The following is a 15,105-nucleotide window of genomic DNA, read 5'->3' on the forward strand; positions in this document are numbered from 1 at the left end:
CTCCCCTTCCCTACAAGGGAAGGGGTTGGGGGTTAGGTTTGAGAAGAAAGTTGCCCACGGCGTTATAATACTATTTATGTGTAAAACTGCCTTAAATATTCACTTTTTCAACGCCAAGGTAAGTAGAACGGTGTAGATAATTTAAGGTTTGTAGTGAGGACTTTAGTCCTCTAATAAGGACTGAAGTCCTTACTACGAACTAGATATCAATTTTTTTTACATTACTTCACATAGTTTGGTTTTTTCAAGTCGTTCTACTTACACAAAGATTTTCTGATAATAAAACAAACTCCACTAGTAAAATCCAAATGGCAACTGTCACCCTCAACGTTCCACCAGCCGTAGGTCTTACAGATGAGCAGTTTTATCAACTGTGCATAGCCAACGATAAATGGCGGATAGAATTGACCGCACAAGGAGAGTTAATCATTATGCCCCCAACTGGCGGCGAAAGCGGCATCAGAAATTCGGATTTAAATCTAGAAATAGGATTATGGAATCGTCAAGCAAAACTAGGAAAAGTCTTTGACTCCTCAACAGAATTTCGCCTAGCCAATGGGGCTTTTCGTTCGCCGGATGTAGCGTGGGTCAAAAAAGAACGTTGGGAAGCATTGACGGCTGAACAAAGACGACGCTTTCCGCCACTCTCGCCAGATTTTGTCATTGAATTGCGTTCTGAAACCGATTCCTTAAAAAAATTAAGGGCGAAAATGCAGGAATATCGAGATAATGGGGTGCGTCTCGGTTGGTTAATTGACCCTCAAACACCTCTAGTAGAAATTTATCGTCCAGGTTTGGAGGTAGAAACCCTTAATTTCTCCATAGACCAACCACCACAACTTTCAGGAGAAGACGTATTACCAGGATTTGTCTTAGATTTAAGCCTCATCCTCAACCCGTAAAAAAACTTTGAGGCAACCGAACCGTGTTGGATGGAGATTGAAACCTCGCCCAACATCTTAAACCCCCACACCCCTACACCCCTAATAAAACCCAATTCCCCATGCCCAATTTTAAATCCCTATCTATCATGGAACAAAGCCTGTAAATTAAAACCAAGCAATGCTGACCCTGATTAAAGATTTAGCCACAAAACTAGCACCCCGCCTCATCGAGATTCGTCGTCACATTCACTCTCATCCAGAACTTAGCGGTCAAGAATATCAAACTGCGGCGTTTGTGGCCGGTGTCTTATCGTCCAGTGGTCTGCGTGTACAGGAGGGAGTTGGTAAAACTGGTGTGGTGGGAGAACTACACGGTAGCAGTCAAGATCAGCCTTTCCTGGCGATTCGTACCGATATGGATGCTTTACCCATTCAAGAATCTACCGCCTTGGAATATGCTTCCCGCAAAGAAGGAGTGATGCACGCTTGTGGACATGATGTGCATACAACAGTGGGTTTAGGAACAGCAATGGTGCTTTCCCAAATGGCGGAGGAGTTAGGCGGAAATGTGCGGTTTTTATTTCAGCCTGCGGAGGAAATCGCCCAAGGCGCGAGTTGGATGATTGAAGATGGGGTAATGAAAAATGTTGCAGCTATCTTAGGGGTTCATGTTTTCCCTTCTATTCCGGCTGGTTCAATTGGTGTACGTTATGGGGCATTGACGGCGGCGGCGGATGATTTAGAAATTATCATTATGGGCGAATCTGGTCATGGTGCGCGTCCCCATGAAGCGATTGACGCAATTTGGATTGCAGCACAGGTGATTACAGCTTTGCAACAAGCCATCAGCCGCACTCAAAACCCTTTGCGTCCAGTGGTGTTGAGTATTGGGAAAATTAACGGTGGTCGAGCATCCAATGTAATTGCGGATAAAGTACAGTTATTAGGAACAGTGCGATCGCTCCACCCAGAAACCCGCGCTCAACTCCCCAACTGGATTGAAAAAATTGTCGCTAATGTTTGTCATTCCTATGGTGCAGGTTATCAAGTGAATTATCACCAAGGTGTACCAGGTGTAAATAATGACTATGCACTCACACAACTATTTCAATCAGCCGGAGAAGAAGCTTGGGGAAGCGATCGCGTCCAAGTTTTACCAGAACCCTCTCTAGGTGCAGAAGATTTTTCCGTATATTTAGAACACGTTCCTGGGGCGATGTTTCGCTTGGGTGTAGGCTATTCAGACCGAATTATCAACCATCCCTTACATCATCCTGAATTTGAAGTGAATGAATCTGCTATTGTGACAGGAGTAATTACAATGGCCTACGCCGCGTGTAAGTATTTTCAACCAAGATAAATCTTCAACTTACTGACGGAGATGATTCATGCAGGTTCTTGAATTTCCCAGTGTCGCAGTTATAGCCGGAGAAAACGCTGTGGCTGTGACTCAACTTCCTCCTGTATGGCAAGATATTGCTCAGGGTACTGTTAAGACTGGACTGTGCAACCCACAAATCTATGTAGAGATGGCACAGTTATTTTTATACAAGTTAGAACAGGGTGATGTTGACTTATTTAACGAACGTCCAGAACTCACCCACCTGAAGCCATCATTTTGTCAATTATTTGGGCAATTAGCACGAGAAACCTTAGAATTCTATGGTCATGATTTCATGACTCATCACTATCCCAATTTTGCAGAAATTTTGCAAGAGTTGGAGAGTTACGGGTCTGACTATGCAGATGAAATCAAAGTAGCGAAAATTGGCTTAGAACTGTTCGATGAATTTGGTTATGAATTGCCAGCCAGCTTTTATCATGTGCATTTAGCACCAATTTATCGAGATCATGTGTTTGAAGAACGCGCCTTAAGATTTGACAAGCGGGACATTGAACACAAGCGTCCTTGGGATGCCATGCTTCATGCGTGTAAAGTATTTGCCATGCAAATGAAAGTGCAGAGTATCGCTTCCAAATATGGCTTTACTTATCAGCATGGTTGCGGTTGTAACTCCCACCTCTCAGCAATTGACTTATCACAGGGCAAATTTGAGTATGAATTAAGTCCAGAAAAACGCGATCGCTGGATTCGCAGTTTCATCTGGACAGCTTGGTATGAGTATGCTTTCTTTGCGATCGTGCCGAATACTAGTTATTTGGTTTGATTAACCTTCGGTTGAGGAATTGGGGACTGGGGATTGGGAATTGGAAGGTAGACAAGGTAGAATTCATTTCTCAACTCATTACTCATGACTCATTACTCAGCCTGACTTTTCACGGGATATGGAAAACCCCTCTCCATAGAGCGAAGCTCTTCTCGTAGAGTACCTCTGCCCCACGGGGGGAGAGGCTTTGAAAGCTAGGTTTATTTTTTTCTCTGATTGTATGAAACCACCCTGCTTTAACTTTTCCCCCTTCCCTACTAGGGAAGGGGGCTAGGGGGTTAGGTTTTGCGTGAACTTTTCCACATATCCCTCTTCTGTCACTTTCCGAGTATTCTGAATAAAAGGATGAAAAGAAAAAACTCTGGAAGGTAAGCAGGGCAATGGATGTAGAATTACAAATCCTCAAACATTTGGCAAGAGATGCTCATCCAACAGTTGCGCTCATAGATGAATATTGTGCAGAGTATAAAAACCTGTTCAAAGAGGTAAGAAATTATGAGTGCTTTAAATATTTCCATTTGGGGATAATATTAACAATAAAAAGAAAATCGTTACCAGAAATAGCGAAGGTGGTAAGTATAAACTCAGCGCAGTCATTACATCATTTTATAGCTAACTCAGATTGGTCAGTAGATGAATTAAAACAACGAAGATTAAAGAAAATCAAGCAAGCCTTGAATGGTCAGGCGATTACAGTAGTAATAGATGAAACCGGAGATAGAAAAAAAGGTAAAAAGACTGATTATGTCGCAAGACAATATTTAGGAAGTGTGGGAAAAGTTGATAATGGAATAGTTTCAGTCAATGCTTATGGAATTTATTCTAATATAACTTTTCCTTTAAGTGTAAAAGTATTCAAACCAAAAGGGACGCTAAAATCAGGAGATAAATATAAAACTCAAATAGAGTTAGCGTCAGAAATAATTACAGAGTTAATTGAAGAGGGTGTTAATATTGAACTGGTACTGGCAGATAGTTTATATGGTGAGCAGCGCGTTGGGCGGCTTTGCCGACTTGAAGCGACTGCGAACCCGAAGGGTGAAAGTAGCCAGTTTCTGAGAAAACTGGATGAATATAACTTAGCTTATGTTGTAGCAATCAGAAGTAATCATGGTGTCTGGATGCCATCAGGGCAGAGCGTTAGGGCGAATAAGTGGTGCAAATTTGAGAGAACATTTAGTAATCAAAAATCAGAAACTAGATATATAAGAGAAATAGTTTATGGTAAAAAAAGAGCCATAACTTACTGGGAAATAACAACTGACCCAGAAACCATGCCAGAAAATTCTACCTCTTTTGTGATGACGAATCTTCAAGGGAACTTGAAGAAGATTTTAGGTGACTTATATGGATTAAGAACCTGGGTTGAATATGGGTTTAGGCAATGTAAACAGGAACTAGGCTGGACAGATTACCGTTTTACAAATTTCCAACATATTGAGAGATGGTGGGAGATTATTTTTAGTGTTTATACGATGATTAGTTTAAATTCTCCAGTCTTTTTAGGCTTGAATCAATCTCATCAACTTGAGACTGAAGCACAAGAAAATAATGATGTTGATTTTTCTAATCATCCGCAATGGAATCATGAATCTGGATGGAAGAATACTTTAAATAATCTGCGTCTTATTATCCAACCACTTTTACTATTTTGGTTAATTTATCCCTGGTTAAGTATTTTCCCTAATTCAGATTTGTTACTGGGATTCAATCATTTAATTGCCACAATGAATCAATTTAAACCCTATTATGCTTCTGGATGATTTAGCTTCTGAACTATTTGCTTATTCCGGAAAGTGACAGAAGAGGGATATCTCACGCAAAGGCGCAAAGGCGCGAAGGAACAAAGGAAAAGAAAGGTATTTCTGGCATTTCATCTTCTAATTCAGCAACGCCCCATTTGCTTTATGCCGGGAAACCCGTCCACCGCAATGGCTCACCTTTTTACTTTTTATTTTTGCCTTTTTGATGCCCATTCAAGTCATCGGGCATGAAATTCTACTGTTTTTTCTAAGATTTTGATGTCGTAATGACCAAAGAAATCATTACCTAGTAACCCGATGGGGGCTTTAGGGGCGATCGCTACGTCTAAATTCTGCACCGCCGCACCACCAGCCGCCATTGATTTCACCGTACCTATGGGGAGTTCAATTTGCGTTCCGTCGGCAATTTGTGCTGTCATCACTCCTGTTTGTTCAACTTGTAGGGCATTGGCAATTCCCATTGTAATCAGGGTGTTGTTTGCACCTGTGTCAACAATCATCTCAAAGGTTTTGTTGTTATTAAAGGTGACATCAATTACCGGAGTTCTCCCCAAACGGCGTTTAATCGGGACACGAAAGACTTTCTTTTCTGGCTGTGGAGATATTCTTTTTTCACTGTTAGCACTGCAAAGTTTTTCTAATTTAATTGTTCTCCCTGAAGCATCAATCATGAAACATTCCCCAAGGTCTTCAGCCTTTGTCTGATGGGGCAATGAGAAAAACATCAGTGTTGGTAAGGATGCCAATAAGACTGAATTAATATATTTAATAATGTTTTTTGTAGATTTTTTCATAGGAGTTTTATTGTTTGTTTAGTAAGTTTTTCTCAGACAATTAACTTACTACTTTTGACTCTAATTCATATAGTACATATATTTACTTATCAATAAATTAAAGTTTAAGTGAAGACTAAATAAAACTACTGACTAGGAATAAAACCAATTCGCAATTCGCAATTCGCAATTCGCAATTAAACTAAACCACCCACAAGGGGTGGGATTTTTACCTACCTTGCAATACAAGGACTGTTTCGCGCACCAAGGGCGTTAGCGTAGAGGGACGCAAGTCCAGTTTTGAACCTTCACTTTTTGATAAAGTGTTGCTAAATTTAGCTTTTTTGCTAGTTTATTCACAGTTAGTAGCAGCATAGATAGCAGTAGCGATCGCATTTTTTACAGCTATATCTTTCTGAGATAAATTCACCGCTTCTGTAATGGTGCGTTGTGCTACCACTGCACACACAGCCGCCGCCGCAAAACCGTAGACTCCCGCCATTTTGAATAATGTGCCGCATTCCATCTCATAGTTGAGGATATTTAGCTGCCGATATTCTGCTGTAATACCCTGTAGCGATCGCATTAAATAAGGATTAGCAGAATCAGTGCGTTCCTGTCCTTCATAAAAGGTATCGACGGAAGCCGTAACTCCCATATAATATTCTACCTGTAATGCTTGTGCAGCCTTGACCAAAGCCACAGTTAAAAACGGATCGGCGGCGGCTGGATATTCCACTGGTGCAATATCATTGGCTGCACCTTGACGACATAACGCCGCACTACTAATGACAATACTACCGATGGGAATATGGGTTTGAATTGCACCACAAGTCCCAATACGAATAATCTGTTTAATTCCTAGCTGCACCAACTCATTGACCACAATACTTAAAGAAGGCGCACCCATCCCACTGGTAGCAGATATAATCAAGCGACCATTGGGTAAATATCCTAGATAGCTATTGAGTCCGCGATTCTCAGACAGCAAACGCACATCCTGTAAATAAGTGTGAGCAATTAACCGCGCCCTTTCAGGGTCGCCAGATAATAGCGTCATGGTGGGAGGTGTAGCACCTAAATCATCTAGCCCAAAGCCAAGATGATAAAAGTATTGATTTGGCATAGCTTTATTTAGAATAAAATTATAAAAAGTAGGTTAGTTTAAGGGACGCGAAACCCGACATCTTGAGGAATTATATTTAGATTACTTACGAACCGTTTTTCTCTTTCCATGTCAGATGCCATTGTTCATAAAACTTAGAACTCGGATTAATTTTTTGGCGGATTTCTGCCATTTCTTTGGAACGGTTAATACTTTGCATCAAATAACCATTCTCAAAAATCAGTTGATAAACTTCCTCATATTTATAAGCTGGTTGAAAGCCAATATGGACATATAGGTTATTCATAAACTTATTAGCTGTTAATAAGCTGCCTGTAAATTCCACAAAATGTTTTAGTTGTTCATAAACAGCACTAGGATGACCCACAGGCGTATTGCGGCTATGAGGGAAGACACCTAAAAAATCTCTGGCTCTACCATGTTTTACAAACAGTTTTTCTTTTAAACCCAGGGACATAATTAATTCTTTTAAGTAGAGTTTTTCTTTTATTACCTCATAAGTGCAACAATAGCCTCGATAACAAGCGGTTGTACCCTACTGAGGAGAAAAGCCGTGTTGTGTTGGTTCAAATAATCCTGTACCCTCAACGCCAGCAATGCAGAATTTTTGATTTTCATGTATTAATAAATCACTAATTTGTCCAGTCATTTATTATGTTCATTAAATATGAATTATTGCCCGTAATCTGAAACCCAGGGATCTAACTTAAATTCATGAGACAGGAAATCAATCAAACAACGCACTTTCGCTGCTACAAACCGACTGCGACGATAGACAGCTTGAATAGGTAGTGGAACAGGTTGATAGTCTTTGAGAATCATCTTCAGATTGCCATTTTCTAACACGTCACCAAATAACCAAATCGGAGAAACCGCAATCCCTAACCCCGCAAATACGGCTGCTCTAATGGCTGTAGAATTATTTGCTTGAAAGTTACCATTTACTGCAACTTTGATCACTCCCTGAGTTCCTTGAAAGTGCCATTCATTACCTGTAGCTAGACGAGTATAAACAATACAATTATGCTTGACCAATTCTTCTGGTGTTTGCGGTTCACCTGCTCGCTCAAAGTAAGATTGATGTCCAATTGTAATTCGCCTTGTAGTTCCAATGCGTCGGGTAATCAGGGAAGTATCCTGCACGTTACCGATACGAATTGCTAAATCTACCCCTTCTTCTATCAAATCTACAAACTGATCTGCCATCATTAAATCAATTTTAATATCTGGGTAGCGTTCGAGAAATACATTCAATCTGGGTATGATTTGCAACTGCCCAAAAGCTACAGGACAACACACCCGCAATACACCCGTAGGCTTTTGTCGTTTTCCCACACTAGATTCTGCTTCTTTAACTGCCTCTAACACTTGCTGACAGTGTTCGTAAAAACGGATACCCTCTTCGGTTAAACTTAAAGTGCGCGTAGAGCGAACGAGTAACTGAACGTCTAAATATTCCTCTAGTGCTGCAATCTGTTTACTGATAGTGGGTTGAGTGGTGTTTAGTTCACGGGCGACCGCAGAAAAACTGCCAGTTTCTACCGTCCTGACAAAGCTTTTCATGCAAGCAATGCGATCCATAGCTAAATTTATTCCAAATAAGAATAAATCATATTCTTTTTCGCTGTCTTCTCAAATATTTGAGCATCAATCATCATAAAGATGTCAGCAATCAATGGCACATCAAACGCTGGAGGGTCTTATGGATATCAATGGTTCTATTGCTTTGGTAACGGGTGCAAATCGCGGCATAGGTCAGGCTTTTGTGGAAGCATTAGTGCAAGCAGGTGCTACCCGCATCTACGCTACTGCGCGTAATGTAGAGACTTTGAAAGATGTAGTGGCACTTGCTCCCGATAGGTGTAGCGAACTGCAAACATAAACGCTTCAAACTGCAAACAAGTCAATTTTCAAACCACATTAACTGCAAATAAGAGGGGTCTTCAAACCACAATAATTGCAAATGAAACCACATTATCTGCAAACAAACCACAATAACTGCAAATGAAACCACATTAACTGCAAATAAGCCGTAACCCATGCTGTGATTGGGCTAGAAGATTTATCACTGCAAAAGTGTCCAATTTATACGAACTTTTACACCGGACATATATGTCTATTTATTTAGATATAAATCAAACACTAATAAAACAGAAAAATTTTATATGGGGTATTTCTTGTTTTGACTTAATTTCCCTCTGACGCATACAAAGGAATTCCCATTTTTAACATCTGGTCTCTCAAATCTTGGGTTCGACCTGGAGGTAACTGAGCGTGTATAAAAGAATTTACTTCACTTACTCGTATATTTAATAACTCAGCTAGAACTTTAGCATTGTAACCATGCCGTATTAAGCGGGGTTCTAAATCGTTAAGTCCTACGTTCAAGACCGCTTCAGCCATATCACGGGTGACAGGCTTAGTTGCTGCTTGATAAGCGTCTTCAAAAGCCCTCTGCAAATAATGTTCAATTTGCAAGGGAGTCGTCAGTCGTTGAGCCAAAAATTCAATAGCCTCATCGGTAATCAAATCTTCAGGTAGATAATCATCGTAAATACACTCACTCAATAGCCATTTTATATACTCAACTTGATGTCCTCTAATACCTTCTAAACTAAAAATATTGGTTCTAGCACCAATCTCTTCCAAAGATGGTCGGCGCAGATCATTTTTCAACTTGGGATGACCCAGCAACACTACAGATAAAGTGCAACCATTCTGGCGTACCAATTCAATTAAACGCTTAATTTTGACTAACGTACTGTGATGAATGTCATGAGCTTCATCGACAAACAGCACTATAGGCTTACGGCATTTTTGAATCAAAGCTAATAATTTTCGTTCTCTAAGTTCTGGGTGAGTCGGTGGTTTAGCATCCTTTTCTGTGCTTAAATCCAAAAACAAAGCACTCATCAAAACCCCGACGTTGACCTTATCTTTGTCAATTGCAAGGCAACGAGAAATAATTATGTCTTTTTCAGAGGACAATTCCAATTGCAGTCGTTGTAAAGTCGTTGTTTTACCACAACCAACAACACCTGTTATCGCAATCAAACGACCTTGCCTAATTTGGGGTTTCAGTTCTTTGAATAGATTTGTCTGCTCTTGGGTCTCAAAATACCCCACATGGTCTAAGGTACGTTTCAGACCAAAATAAGTCATGACATCACTCAACATCGCTCGTACCTGATAAGGGGTGGAAGAAATCTCGAATTTGTTTGATTACCTCCTGCTTATTGAGAGTAGTCACCAGAACCGCATCAATATAAGCCATTTGTTCAGGGGTAAGTTTTGCTAATGGGCGTGCCAAATAATCAGCGATCGCTAATTTGGCTGCAATCACCGTGCTGAATGTCAGTTCTTGAAATGGGTTAGGGTCAACAAAAGGCTGCACCTTTAGTGGGGTTGTATTACTCCCGAAATCTGGGTTATTGCCTTTACCAATCACAGAATTCGGTAAAGACAACTCTTTAGCTAAAGATTCAATTCGCTCTGCCCGTTTCTGTGTACGTGTTTTCTTAAAACTACGGTAGCGATGTAGGGGGATTGGCCCATCTACAGGTAGAAATGGTCCATAGCGCCGTTCTTTGTGTTCTACGTACAATTCGTTGTCAAATAAACCCCACCACAAAACTACAGTTTCTCCAGCCAAATCTGGCTCAACCTCATAAGCCACCCCCTCAACCATAACGTGAGCATCGATGCCGACTTTGCGACGTTCTGGTTCGCGTGCAAATGTACAAAAACGTTCCCAGGTACACATTTGTCGAATTCCCGCCTTGGGTAAGTGTAAGAGCCAATCGTCCAGCCGGGAATGAGGTTCGCTGCGATGGGGTCGGCTATTGTAATGGAGCAAAAACTTCATCAACCAAGCGTTCGCCTCAGCTTCCGTCTCCGGTTCATGCAGGTGGTAAAGGGTTTCGTGCATTTCTTTGACCGTGCGAAAGGGTCTTTCCACTTTCCCCTTAGAACGAGCCGTCACTCGTTGCCCATCTTTGCCCGCAGGTAAATGAGTACGTACTTCAATCCCCAAATAACCCATGACTTTTTGAAACACTAAGCTCTTAGCAATGGGGCCATTGTCCATGTACAGCATTTGGGGAATGCCTTGAAAGGGAAAGTCGCTCCCCGGTTTGGGTGACATGGCAGCAAACATAAACCGCAGTGCTGCTTCCACATCCTCACCGTAAACACAGTGGTATTCTTGGTATGCAACACCACTTCGGTCATCCACAACACTATAAAGCATTAACAAGGGATGCCCCCGCCCCGGTTCTAGGAAGGCTGGTGCTTTAACGTGCTTGAGGTCTGATGGGCTGAGGTCAAAATGCCAACATTGATTGCTATATTCTGCCTGAAAGCGAACAGCAGGCGGTTGCCGTAGAAGGGTATCGCGGTCGTAGCCCCATTTGTTGAGATAACGATTGACGGTGGTTGGTTTGAGCAAACCTACTGGAACGCGAAGATGACCATCTGGTGTGTTGATGCCATCTTCTTCCAATAAGCGAATTGCTTGTACGGTAGATAAATGGCGACCTTTGCGGTTAGATGTACGTATTTTAATCGCAGCAATAATTTCGCAGTATCGCTCAAGAGTTCCTTTTGGAATTACACGCGGTACATCACAATCAACGCGACGTACTGGGCGAACTACATTCCCGGATCGTAGTGTTCGATACACTGTATCTTCAGAAATGCCATACAGTTGAGCTATTTCTTGGACTAATTCCCGACGAGATGGACTGCGCGGTGGTAGTTGGTCTAAGCGGCGACGTAGGTCTACGATTGCATCAATTGGTATTTGTTTCTTTGGCATCCTATGATTTCTCCACCAATTTATCGTGGCGTGGGTGGAGATGTTTGCGTGACAACCAATCGTAGAGGGTGGAAGGTGAACAATCGACCAGTTTGGCAATTGAGCGTTTGCTGATTCCTTTGGCTAAATAACTGCGAATTTCTGCTTCCCTGGTGTCCAGTTTCAAATGTGCAGATTGTCGTCCTTTGGGTCGCCCTAAAGTTTTTCCTTCAGCTTTACGTTTAGCTAGTGCTTCGGTTGTTCTGAGTACAATCAATTCCCGTTCGATTTCTGCTGCCAAGCCTAAAACCGTTGCTGTAATTCGGCTTTGCATTGAGTCATCCAGTACCATACCTTGTTTGGCGATATGGACGTTGATTCCTCGACGCACGCAACACTCCAGCATTTCTAATACTTGTAGGGTGGAGCGTGCCATCCGACTAACTTCTGAAAAAATGACTATATCTTTTGCTTGGGCTGTTTGATTCAGTAGTTGTCCTACACCTCGCTCTAACCATTTCTCCCGTCCAGAAATTGTGTCCTCTACAAACTGGATGGGACTTAAAGCGTGGATATTGGCATATTCTAAAATGCCATGTCGTTGGTTGTGTACGTCTTGTTTGTCGCTGGAGACCCTCAGATAAGCGTAAATGGCCATGACCAAACTGGCTGTCGGTAAAAACAGCTTTCTAGATTTAATCGAACGGTATTAGTTCAAATTAAACCACGAAAAGCGTACATATATGTTCGGTGTAAAAGTTCGTATAAATTGGACACTTTTGCAGTGATAAATCTTCTAGCCCAATCACAGCATGGGTTACGGCTTATTTGCAGTTAATGTGGTTTCATTTGCAGTTATTGTGGTTTGTTTGCAGATAATGTGGTTTCATTTGCAATTATTGTGGTTTGAAGACCCCTCTTATTTGCAGTTAATGTGGTTTGAAAATTGACTTGTTTGCAGTTTGAAGCGTTTATGTTTGCAGTTCGCTACAGATAGGATTGTACCTCTAGCATTGGATGTGACAAATCCTGAGCAAATTGCCGCGATCGCTCAAACTGCTCAAGATGTTAATCTGCTCATTAATAATGCTGGTGTGTCTGGTACAGGTGGCTTTTTTGCTCCCGCTAGTCTGGAAACGGCTCGTTGGGAAATGGAAACCAACTACTTTGGTGTATTAAATATAATTCGTGCTTTCGCACCTATCCTGAAACAGAATGGCGGTGGGGCGATTGTTAATCTGCTCTCAATTGCATCGATGGTGAATGTTCCAGTTTTTGGTTCTTATAGTGCATCAAAAGCGGCGTTGTATTCTTTAACCCAGGGAATCCGAGCAGAATTAGTGAAACAAGGCACACTAGTTGTAGGTGTCTTTCCTGGCCCTGTTGATACAGCAATGGCTGAAAATGTTCCCCTGGATAAAGTACCCCCCATTCAAATTGCTCAAACTACGTTGGAAGCAGTAGAACAGGGCGTTGAAGATGTGCAACCTGACCCAGTTTCTCAGCAAGTATTTGCAGGTGTTCGACAAGACCCTAAAGCCGTTGAAAAGCAATTTGCCGGTATGCTGCCTTAGTAAGTAGGCACAATTCTGAGAAATACAAGGGTATAGGTGAGAAAAAATGTTTCTTCCGTAAGGAACTTCCAACTAAAAAAATCTTCCATCTGTAGGGTGCGTCAGTACAAAGAATATCTAGGTATAGCGAAGGTTTCTTACACTGACGCACCCTACTGGACTGGCACTACACCGTTACCATCCATCCTGACGAATGGTTTCAGTCCCCTTGCGGGGAAATGGTTGATGGAAACACTACCAGTTATCCGATTTAAAAATGCCGTACTAGTGTTTCAGTCCCCTTGCGGGGAAATGGTTGATGGAAACGCAAGATGAAAAATCGTACGCTAAATCAAAGTTTCGTTTGTTTCAGTCCCCTTGCGGGGAAATGGTTGATGGAAACATCGTCGGGTGATCGGGGGTGATCGTCTCGATTTTTTAGTTTCAGTCCCCTTGCGGGGAAATGGTTGATGGAAACTTTAAGTGGTGATTTTTTGAAGGATGCTTTAGATGTTCTGTTTCAGTCCCCTTGCGGGGAAATGGTTGATGGAAACTTTTTTTGCAATTACAATCCTAAGAGCAAAACAAAGTTTCAGTCCCCTTGCGGGGAAATGGTTGATGGAAACTACTCACGCTTCGCCTAGTACGCATTGGCGGCGGGGTGTTTCAGTCCCCTTGCGGGGAAATGGTTGATGGAAACTTTTCGCTCATCTTTAAAAATGGTCTAACGGCATCGTGTTTCAGTCCCCTTGCGGGGAAATGGTTGATGGAAACCGTTCATAATTAAAAGTTCGACTCATCAGTTAATATACGTTTCAGTCCCCTTGCGGGGAAATGGTTGATGGAAACCCGGGCTAATACTGCCCGGTCATCCCTTTTTTGATCAAGTTTCAGTCCCCTTGCGGGGAAATGGTTGATGGAAACCCTCTTGATGCGCCAGGACTTGCCAATTTTCTTAGAGGATAAATGTTTCAGTCCCCTTGCGGGGAAATGGTTGATGGAAACCCTAAAGCCGTACAAGATTCCCAAGGTAATCTTCTAGTGTTTCAGTCCCCTTGCGGGGAAATGGTTGATGGAAACCATAATTGCGGCAGCTTGGGGGTATCTAGTTTCTCTAGAGTTTCAGTCCCCTTGCGGGGAAATGGTTGATGGAAACCAACAACAGCTTTCTGAAGTGTTAAATGTGGGTTAGTTTCAGTCCCCTTGCGGGGAAATGGTTGATGGAAACCAATTATAGTTTCTACAACCGCTTGTAGTTGCTTGTCGTTTCAGTCCCCTTGCGGGGAAATGGTTGATGGAAACTCTTCATAGTCTTCATCTTCATAGTCGCCATCTTCGTGTTTCAGTCCCCTTGCGGGGAAATGGTTGATGGAAACTCATGCTCAAGCAATATTCCCACGTTGTCTGCGAATATCTGTTTCAGTCCCCTTGCGGGGAAATGGTTGATGGAAACTTTACCGACAAGATTGCTAGCAAATGCGCCAACTCTCCCGTTTCAGTCCCCTTGCGGGGAAATGGTTGATGGAAACTGCTCGCTACTGAAACTTATATAGAGCAAGCTTCCTGGGAAGCATTTTGACGAGTCGCAAAATTAGGTCGATTTCAGCCCACCTTATTGCGACTAATTCGCAACTTCCCGAATTGTTGAAACGCTGTAATTATTATGTTGTCAAGGTTCTGGCGATTTTGACGAATCCCCAGGGTTTTTGACCCCGCTTCGACTGGTCAAACATCAAGTTAGTAAACCCATCATAAGACTATAACTTGTTCTTGTCGAGGTATTTCTGAACCATATGTAATAGTTCTTTTCACTGCGCCCGCATCTAGTACGTATATTCGCACAGAATCCTCTTCAGATTTGATGAGTTTTTCGACTTTTGTTTGTAGTGTAGCAAATTGGACTGGTGTTAAAAAACACTCAAATACACTGTATTGCGTCCATTTGCCGTAACCAGAAAGCATTTTATGCAACCGCGTGCGGCGTTTATTTGCCGCTTTATTGTCTGGCAAGTCGTAAATAATCAAATAAAATAGTGTGGTCAT

The 15,105-nt window shown here is 42.0% G+C and carries 14 protein-coding genes and 1 CRISPR repeat array; of the genes, 6 read left to right on the forward strand and 8 right to left on the reverse strand.

All coding sequences use genetic code 11. The features are described from left to right. Nucleotides 1-308: 308 nt before the first annotated feature. From CLI64_RS08750 to CLI64_RS08765, 4 genes are all read left to right on the forward strand, one after another. Nucleotides 309-902: a Uma2 family endonuclease gene (locus CLI64_RS08750; RefSeq protein WP_103136856.1), complete on the forward strand. Its 594-nt coding sequence runs from the start codon at nt 309-311 to the stop codon at nt 900-902. 160 nt (nt 903-1,062) lie between these two features. Then, nucleotides 1,063-2,244, forward strand: coding sequence for a M20 family metallopeptidase (locus CLI64_RS08755; protein WP_103136857.1), 1,182 nt, complete (start codon nt 1,063-1,065; stop codon nt 2,242-2,244). Between the two features lie 28 nt (nt 2,245-2,272). Next, a complete protein-coding gene (locus CLI64_RS08760) occupies nt 2,273-3,052 on the forward strand; it encodes a hypothetical protein (protein WP_103136858.1) in 780 nt (259 codons plus the stop codon). Between the two features lie 380 nt (nt 3,053-3,432). Then, a complete protein-coding gene (locus CLI64_RS08765; protein ID WP_103136859.1) occupies nt 3,433-4,815 on the forward strand; it encodes a transposase in 1,383 nt (460 codons plus the stop codon). A gap of 218 nt (nt 4,816-5,033) precedes the next feature. On the opposite strand, the gene CLI64_RS08770 is transcribed toward CLI64_RS08765, so the two are convergent. The 4 genes from CLI64_RS08770 to CLI64_RS08785 all read right to left on the reverse strand — a co-directional run bounded on the left by CLI64_RS08770 (nt 5,034) and on the right by CLI64_RS08785 (nt 8,295). Next, nucleotides 5,034-5,609, reverse strand: a complete 576-nt coding sequence (locus CLI64_RS08770) for a TIGR02281 family clan AA aspartic protease (RefSeq protein ID WP_103136860.1) — start codon at nt 5,607-5,609, stop codon at nt 5,034-5,036. Nucleotides 5,610-5,940: 331 nt separating this feature from the next. Next, nucleotides 5,941-6,714: a nucleoside phosphorylase gene (locus CLI64_RS08775; protein ID WP_103136861.1), complete on the reverse strand. Its 774-nt coding sequence runs from the start codon at nt 6,712-6,714 to the stop codon at nt 5,941-5,943. 85 nt (nt 6,715-6,799) lie between these two features. Beyond that, a complete protein-coding gene (locus tag CLI64_RS08780) occupies nt 6,800-7,171 on the reverse strand; it encodes a hypothetical protein (RefSeq protein ID WP_103136862.1) in 372 nt (123 codons plus the stop codon). Between the two features lie 215 nt (nt 7,172-7,386). Continuing rightward, nucleotides 7,387-8,295: a LysR family transcriptional regulator gene (locus CLI64_RS08785; protein ID WP_103136863.1), complete on the reverse strand. Its 909-nt coding sequence runs from the start codon at nt 8,293-8,295 to the stop codon at nt 7,387-7,389. A gap of 121 nt (nt 8,296-8,416) precedes the next feature. Here CLI64_RS08785 and CLI64_RS08790 point away from each other — a divergent pair, with 121 nt between their 5' ends. Continuing rightward, nucleotides 8,417-8,596, forward strand: coding sequence for an SDR family NAD(P)-dependent oxidoreductase (locus CLI64_RS08790; protein ID WP_103136864.1), 180 nt, complete (start codon nt 8,417-8,419; stop codon nt 8,594-8,596). Nucleotides 8,597-8,901: 305 nt separating this feature from the next. On the opposite strand, the gene CLI64_RS08795 is transcribed toward CLI64_RS08790, so the two are convergent. The 3 genes from CLI64_RS08795 to CLI64_RS08805 are packed head-to-tail and all read right to left on the reverse strand — an operon-like array spanning nt 8,902 to nt 12,167. Beyond that, a complete protein-coding gene (locus CLI64_RS08795) occupies nt 8,902-9,891 on the reverse strand; it encodes an ExeA family protein (RefSeq protein WP_103136865.1) in 990 nt (329 codons plus the stop codon). After that, nucleotides 9,881-11,515 (reverse strand): DDE-type integrase/transposase/recombinase, encoded by a 1,635-nt coding sequence (locus CLI64_RS08800; RefSeq protein ID WP_103140646.1) that lies wholly within the window; start codon nt 11,513-11,515, stop codon nt 9,881-9,883. Before CLI64_RS08800 ends, CLI64_RS08795 begins: the two co-directional genes overlap by 11 nt. 16 nt (nt 11,516-11,531) lie before the next feature. After that, nucleotides 11,532-12,167, reverse strand: a complete 636-nt coding sequence (locus CLI64_RS08805) for a recombinase family protein (protein WP_103136866.1) — start codon at nt 12,165-12,167, stop codon at nt 11,532-11,534. Nucleotides 12,168-12,486: 319 nt separating this feature from the next. On the opposite strand from CLI64_RS08805, the gene CLI64_RS08810 reads away from it, so the two are divergent. Continuing rightward, nucleotides 12,487-13,083, forward strand: coding sequence for an SDR family NAD(P)-dependent oxidoreductase (locus CLI64_RS08810; protein ID WP_225977542.1), 597 nt, complete (start codon nt 12,487-12,489; stop codon nt 13,081-13,083). 196 nt (nt 13,084-13,279) lie between these two features. Further along, nucleotides 13,280-14,591: a CRISPR direct-repeat array (repeat unit 37 nt; unit sequence GTTTCAGTCCCCTTGCGGGGAAATGGTTGATGGAAAC). Nucleotides 14,592-14,811: 220 nt separating this feature from the next. Here the strand turns inward: CLI64_RS08810 and cas2 are convergent. Further along, complete coding sequence (cas2, locus tag CLI64_RS08815; protein ID WP_103136868.1) at nt 14,812-15,105, reverse strand: CRISPR-associated endonuclease Cas2; 294 nt, start codon at nt 15,103-15,105, stop codon at nt 14,812-14,814.

Origin of the sequence: Nostoc sp. CENA543, assembly GCF_002896875.1 — a bacterium.
In the GTDB taxonomy this organism is placed as follows: Bacteria; Cyanobacteriota; Cyanobacteriia; order Cyanobacteriales; family Nostocaceae; genus Trichormus.

Coding starts and splice junctions, on each gene's coding strand:
- CLI64_RS08770 (WP_103136860.1), bottom strand. CDS start 5,609: ATGAAAAAATCTACAAAAAACATTATTAAATATATTAATTCAGTCTTA.
- CLI64_RS08780 (WP_103136862.1), bottom strand. CDS start 7,171: ATGTCCCTGGGTTTAAAAGAAAAACTGTTTGTAAAACATGGTAGAGCC.
- cas2 (WP_103136868.1), bottom strand. CDS start 15,105: ATGACCACACTATTTTATTTGATTATTTACGACTTGCCAGACAATAAA.
- CLI64_RS08805 (WP_103136866.1), bottom strand. CDS start 12,167: ATGGCCATTTACGCTTATCTGAGGGTCTCCAGCGACAAACAAGACGTA.
- CLI64_RS08755 (WP_103136857.1), top strand. CDS start 1,063: ATGCTGACCCTGATTAAAGATTTAGCCACAAAACTAGCACCCCGCCTC.
- CLI64_RS08765 (WP_103136859.1), top strand. CDS start 3,433: ATGGATGTAGAATTACAAATCCTCAAACATTTGGCAAGAGATGCTCAT.
- CLI64_RS08795 (WP_103136865.1), bottom strand. CDS start 9,891: ATGTTGAGTGATGTCATGACTTATTTTGGTCTGAAACGTACCTTAGAC.
- CLI64_RS08760 (WP_103136858.1), top strand. CDS start 2,273: ATGCAGGTTCTTGAATTTCCCAGTGTCGCAGTTATAGCCGGAGAAAAC.
- CLI64_RS08750 (WP_103136856.1), top strand. CDS start 309: ATGGCAACTGTCACCCTCAACGTTCCACCAGCCGTAGGTCTTACAGAT.
- CLI64_RS08775 (WP_103136861.1), bottom strand. CDS start 6,714: ATGCCAAATCAATACTTTTATCATCTTGGCTTTGGGCTAGATGATTTA.
- CLI64_RS08790 (WP_103136864.1), top strand. CDS start 8,417: ATGGATATCAATGGTTCTATTGCTTTGGTAACGGGTGCAAATCGCGGC.
- CLI64_RS08785 (WP_103136863.1), bottom strand. CDS start 8,295: ATGGATCGCATTGCTTGCATGAAAAGCTTTGTCAGGACGGTAGAAACT.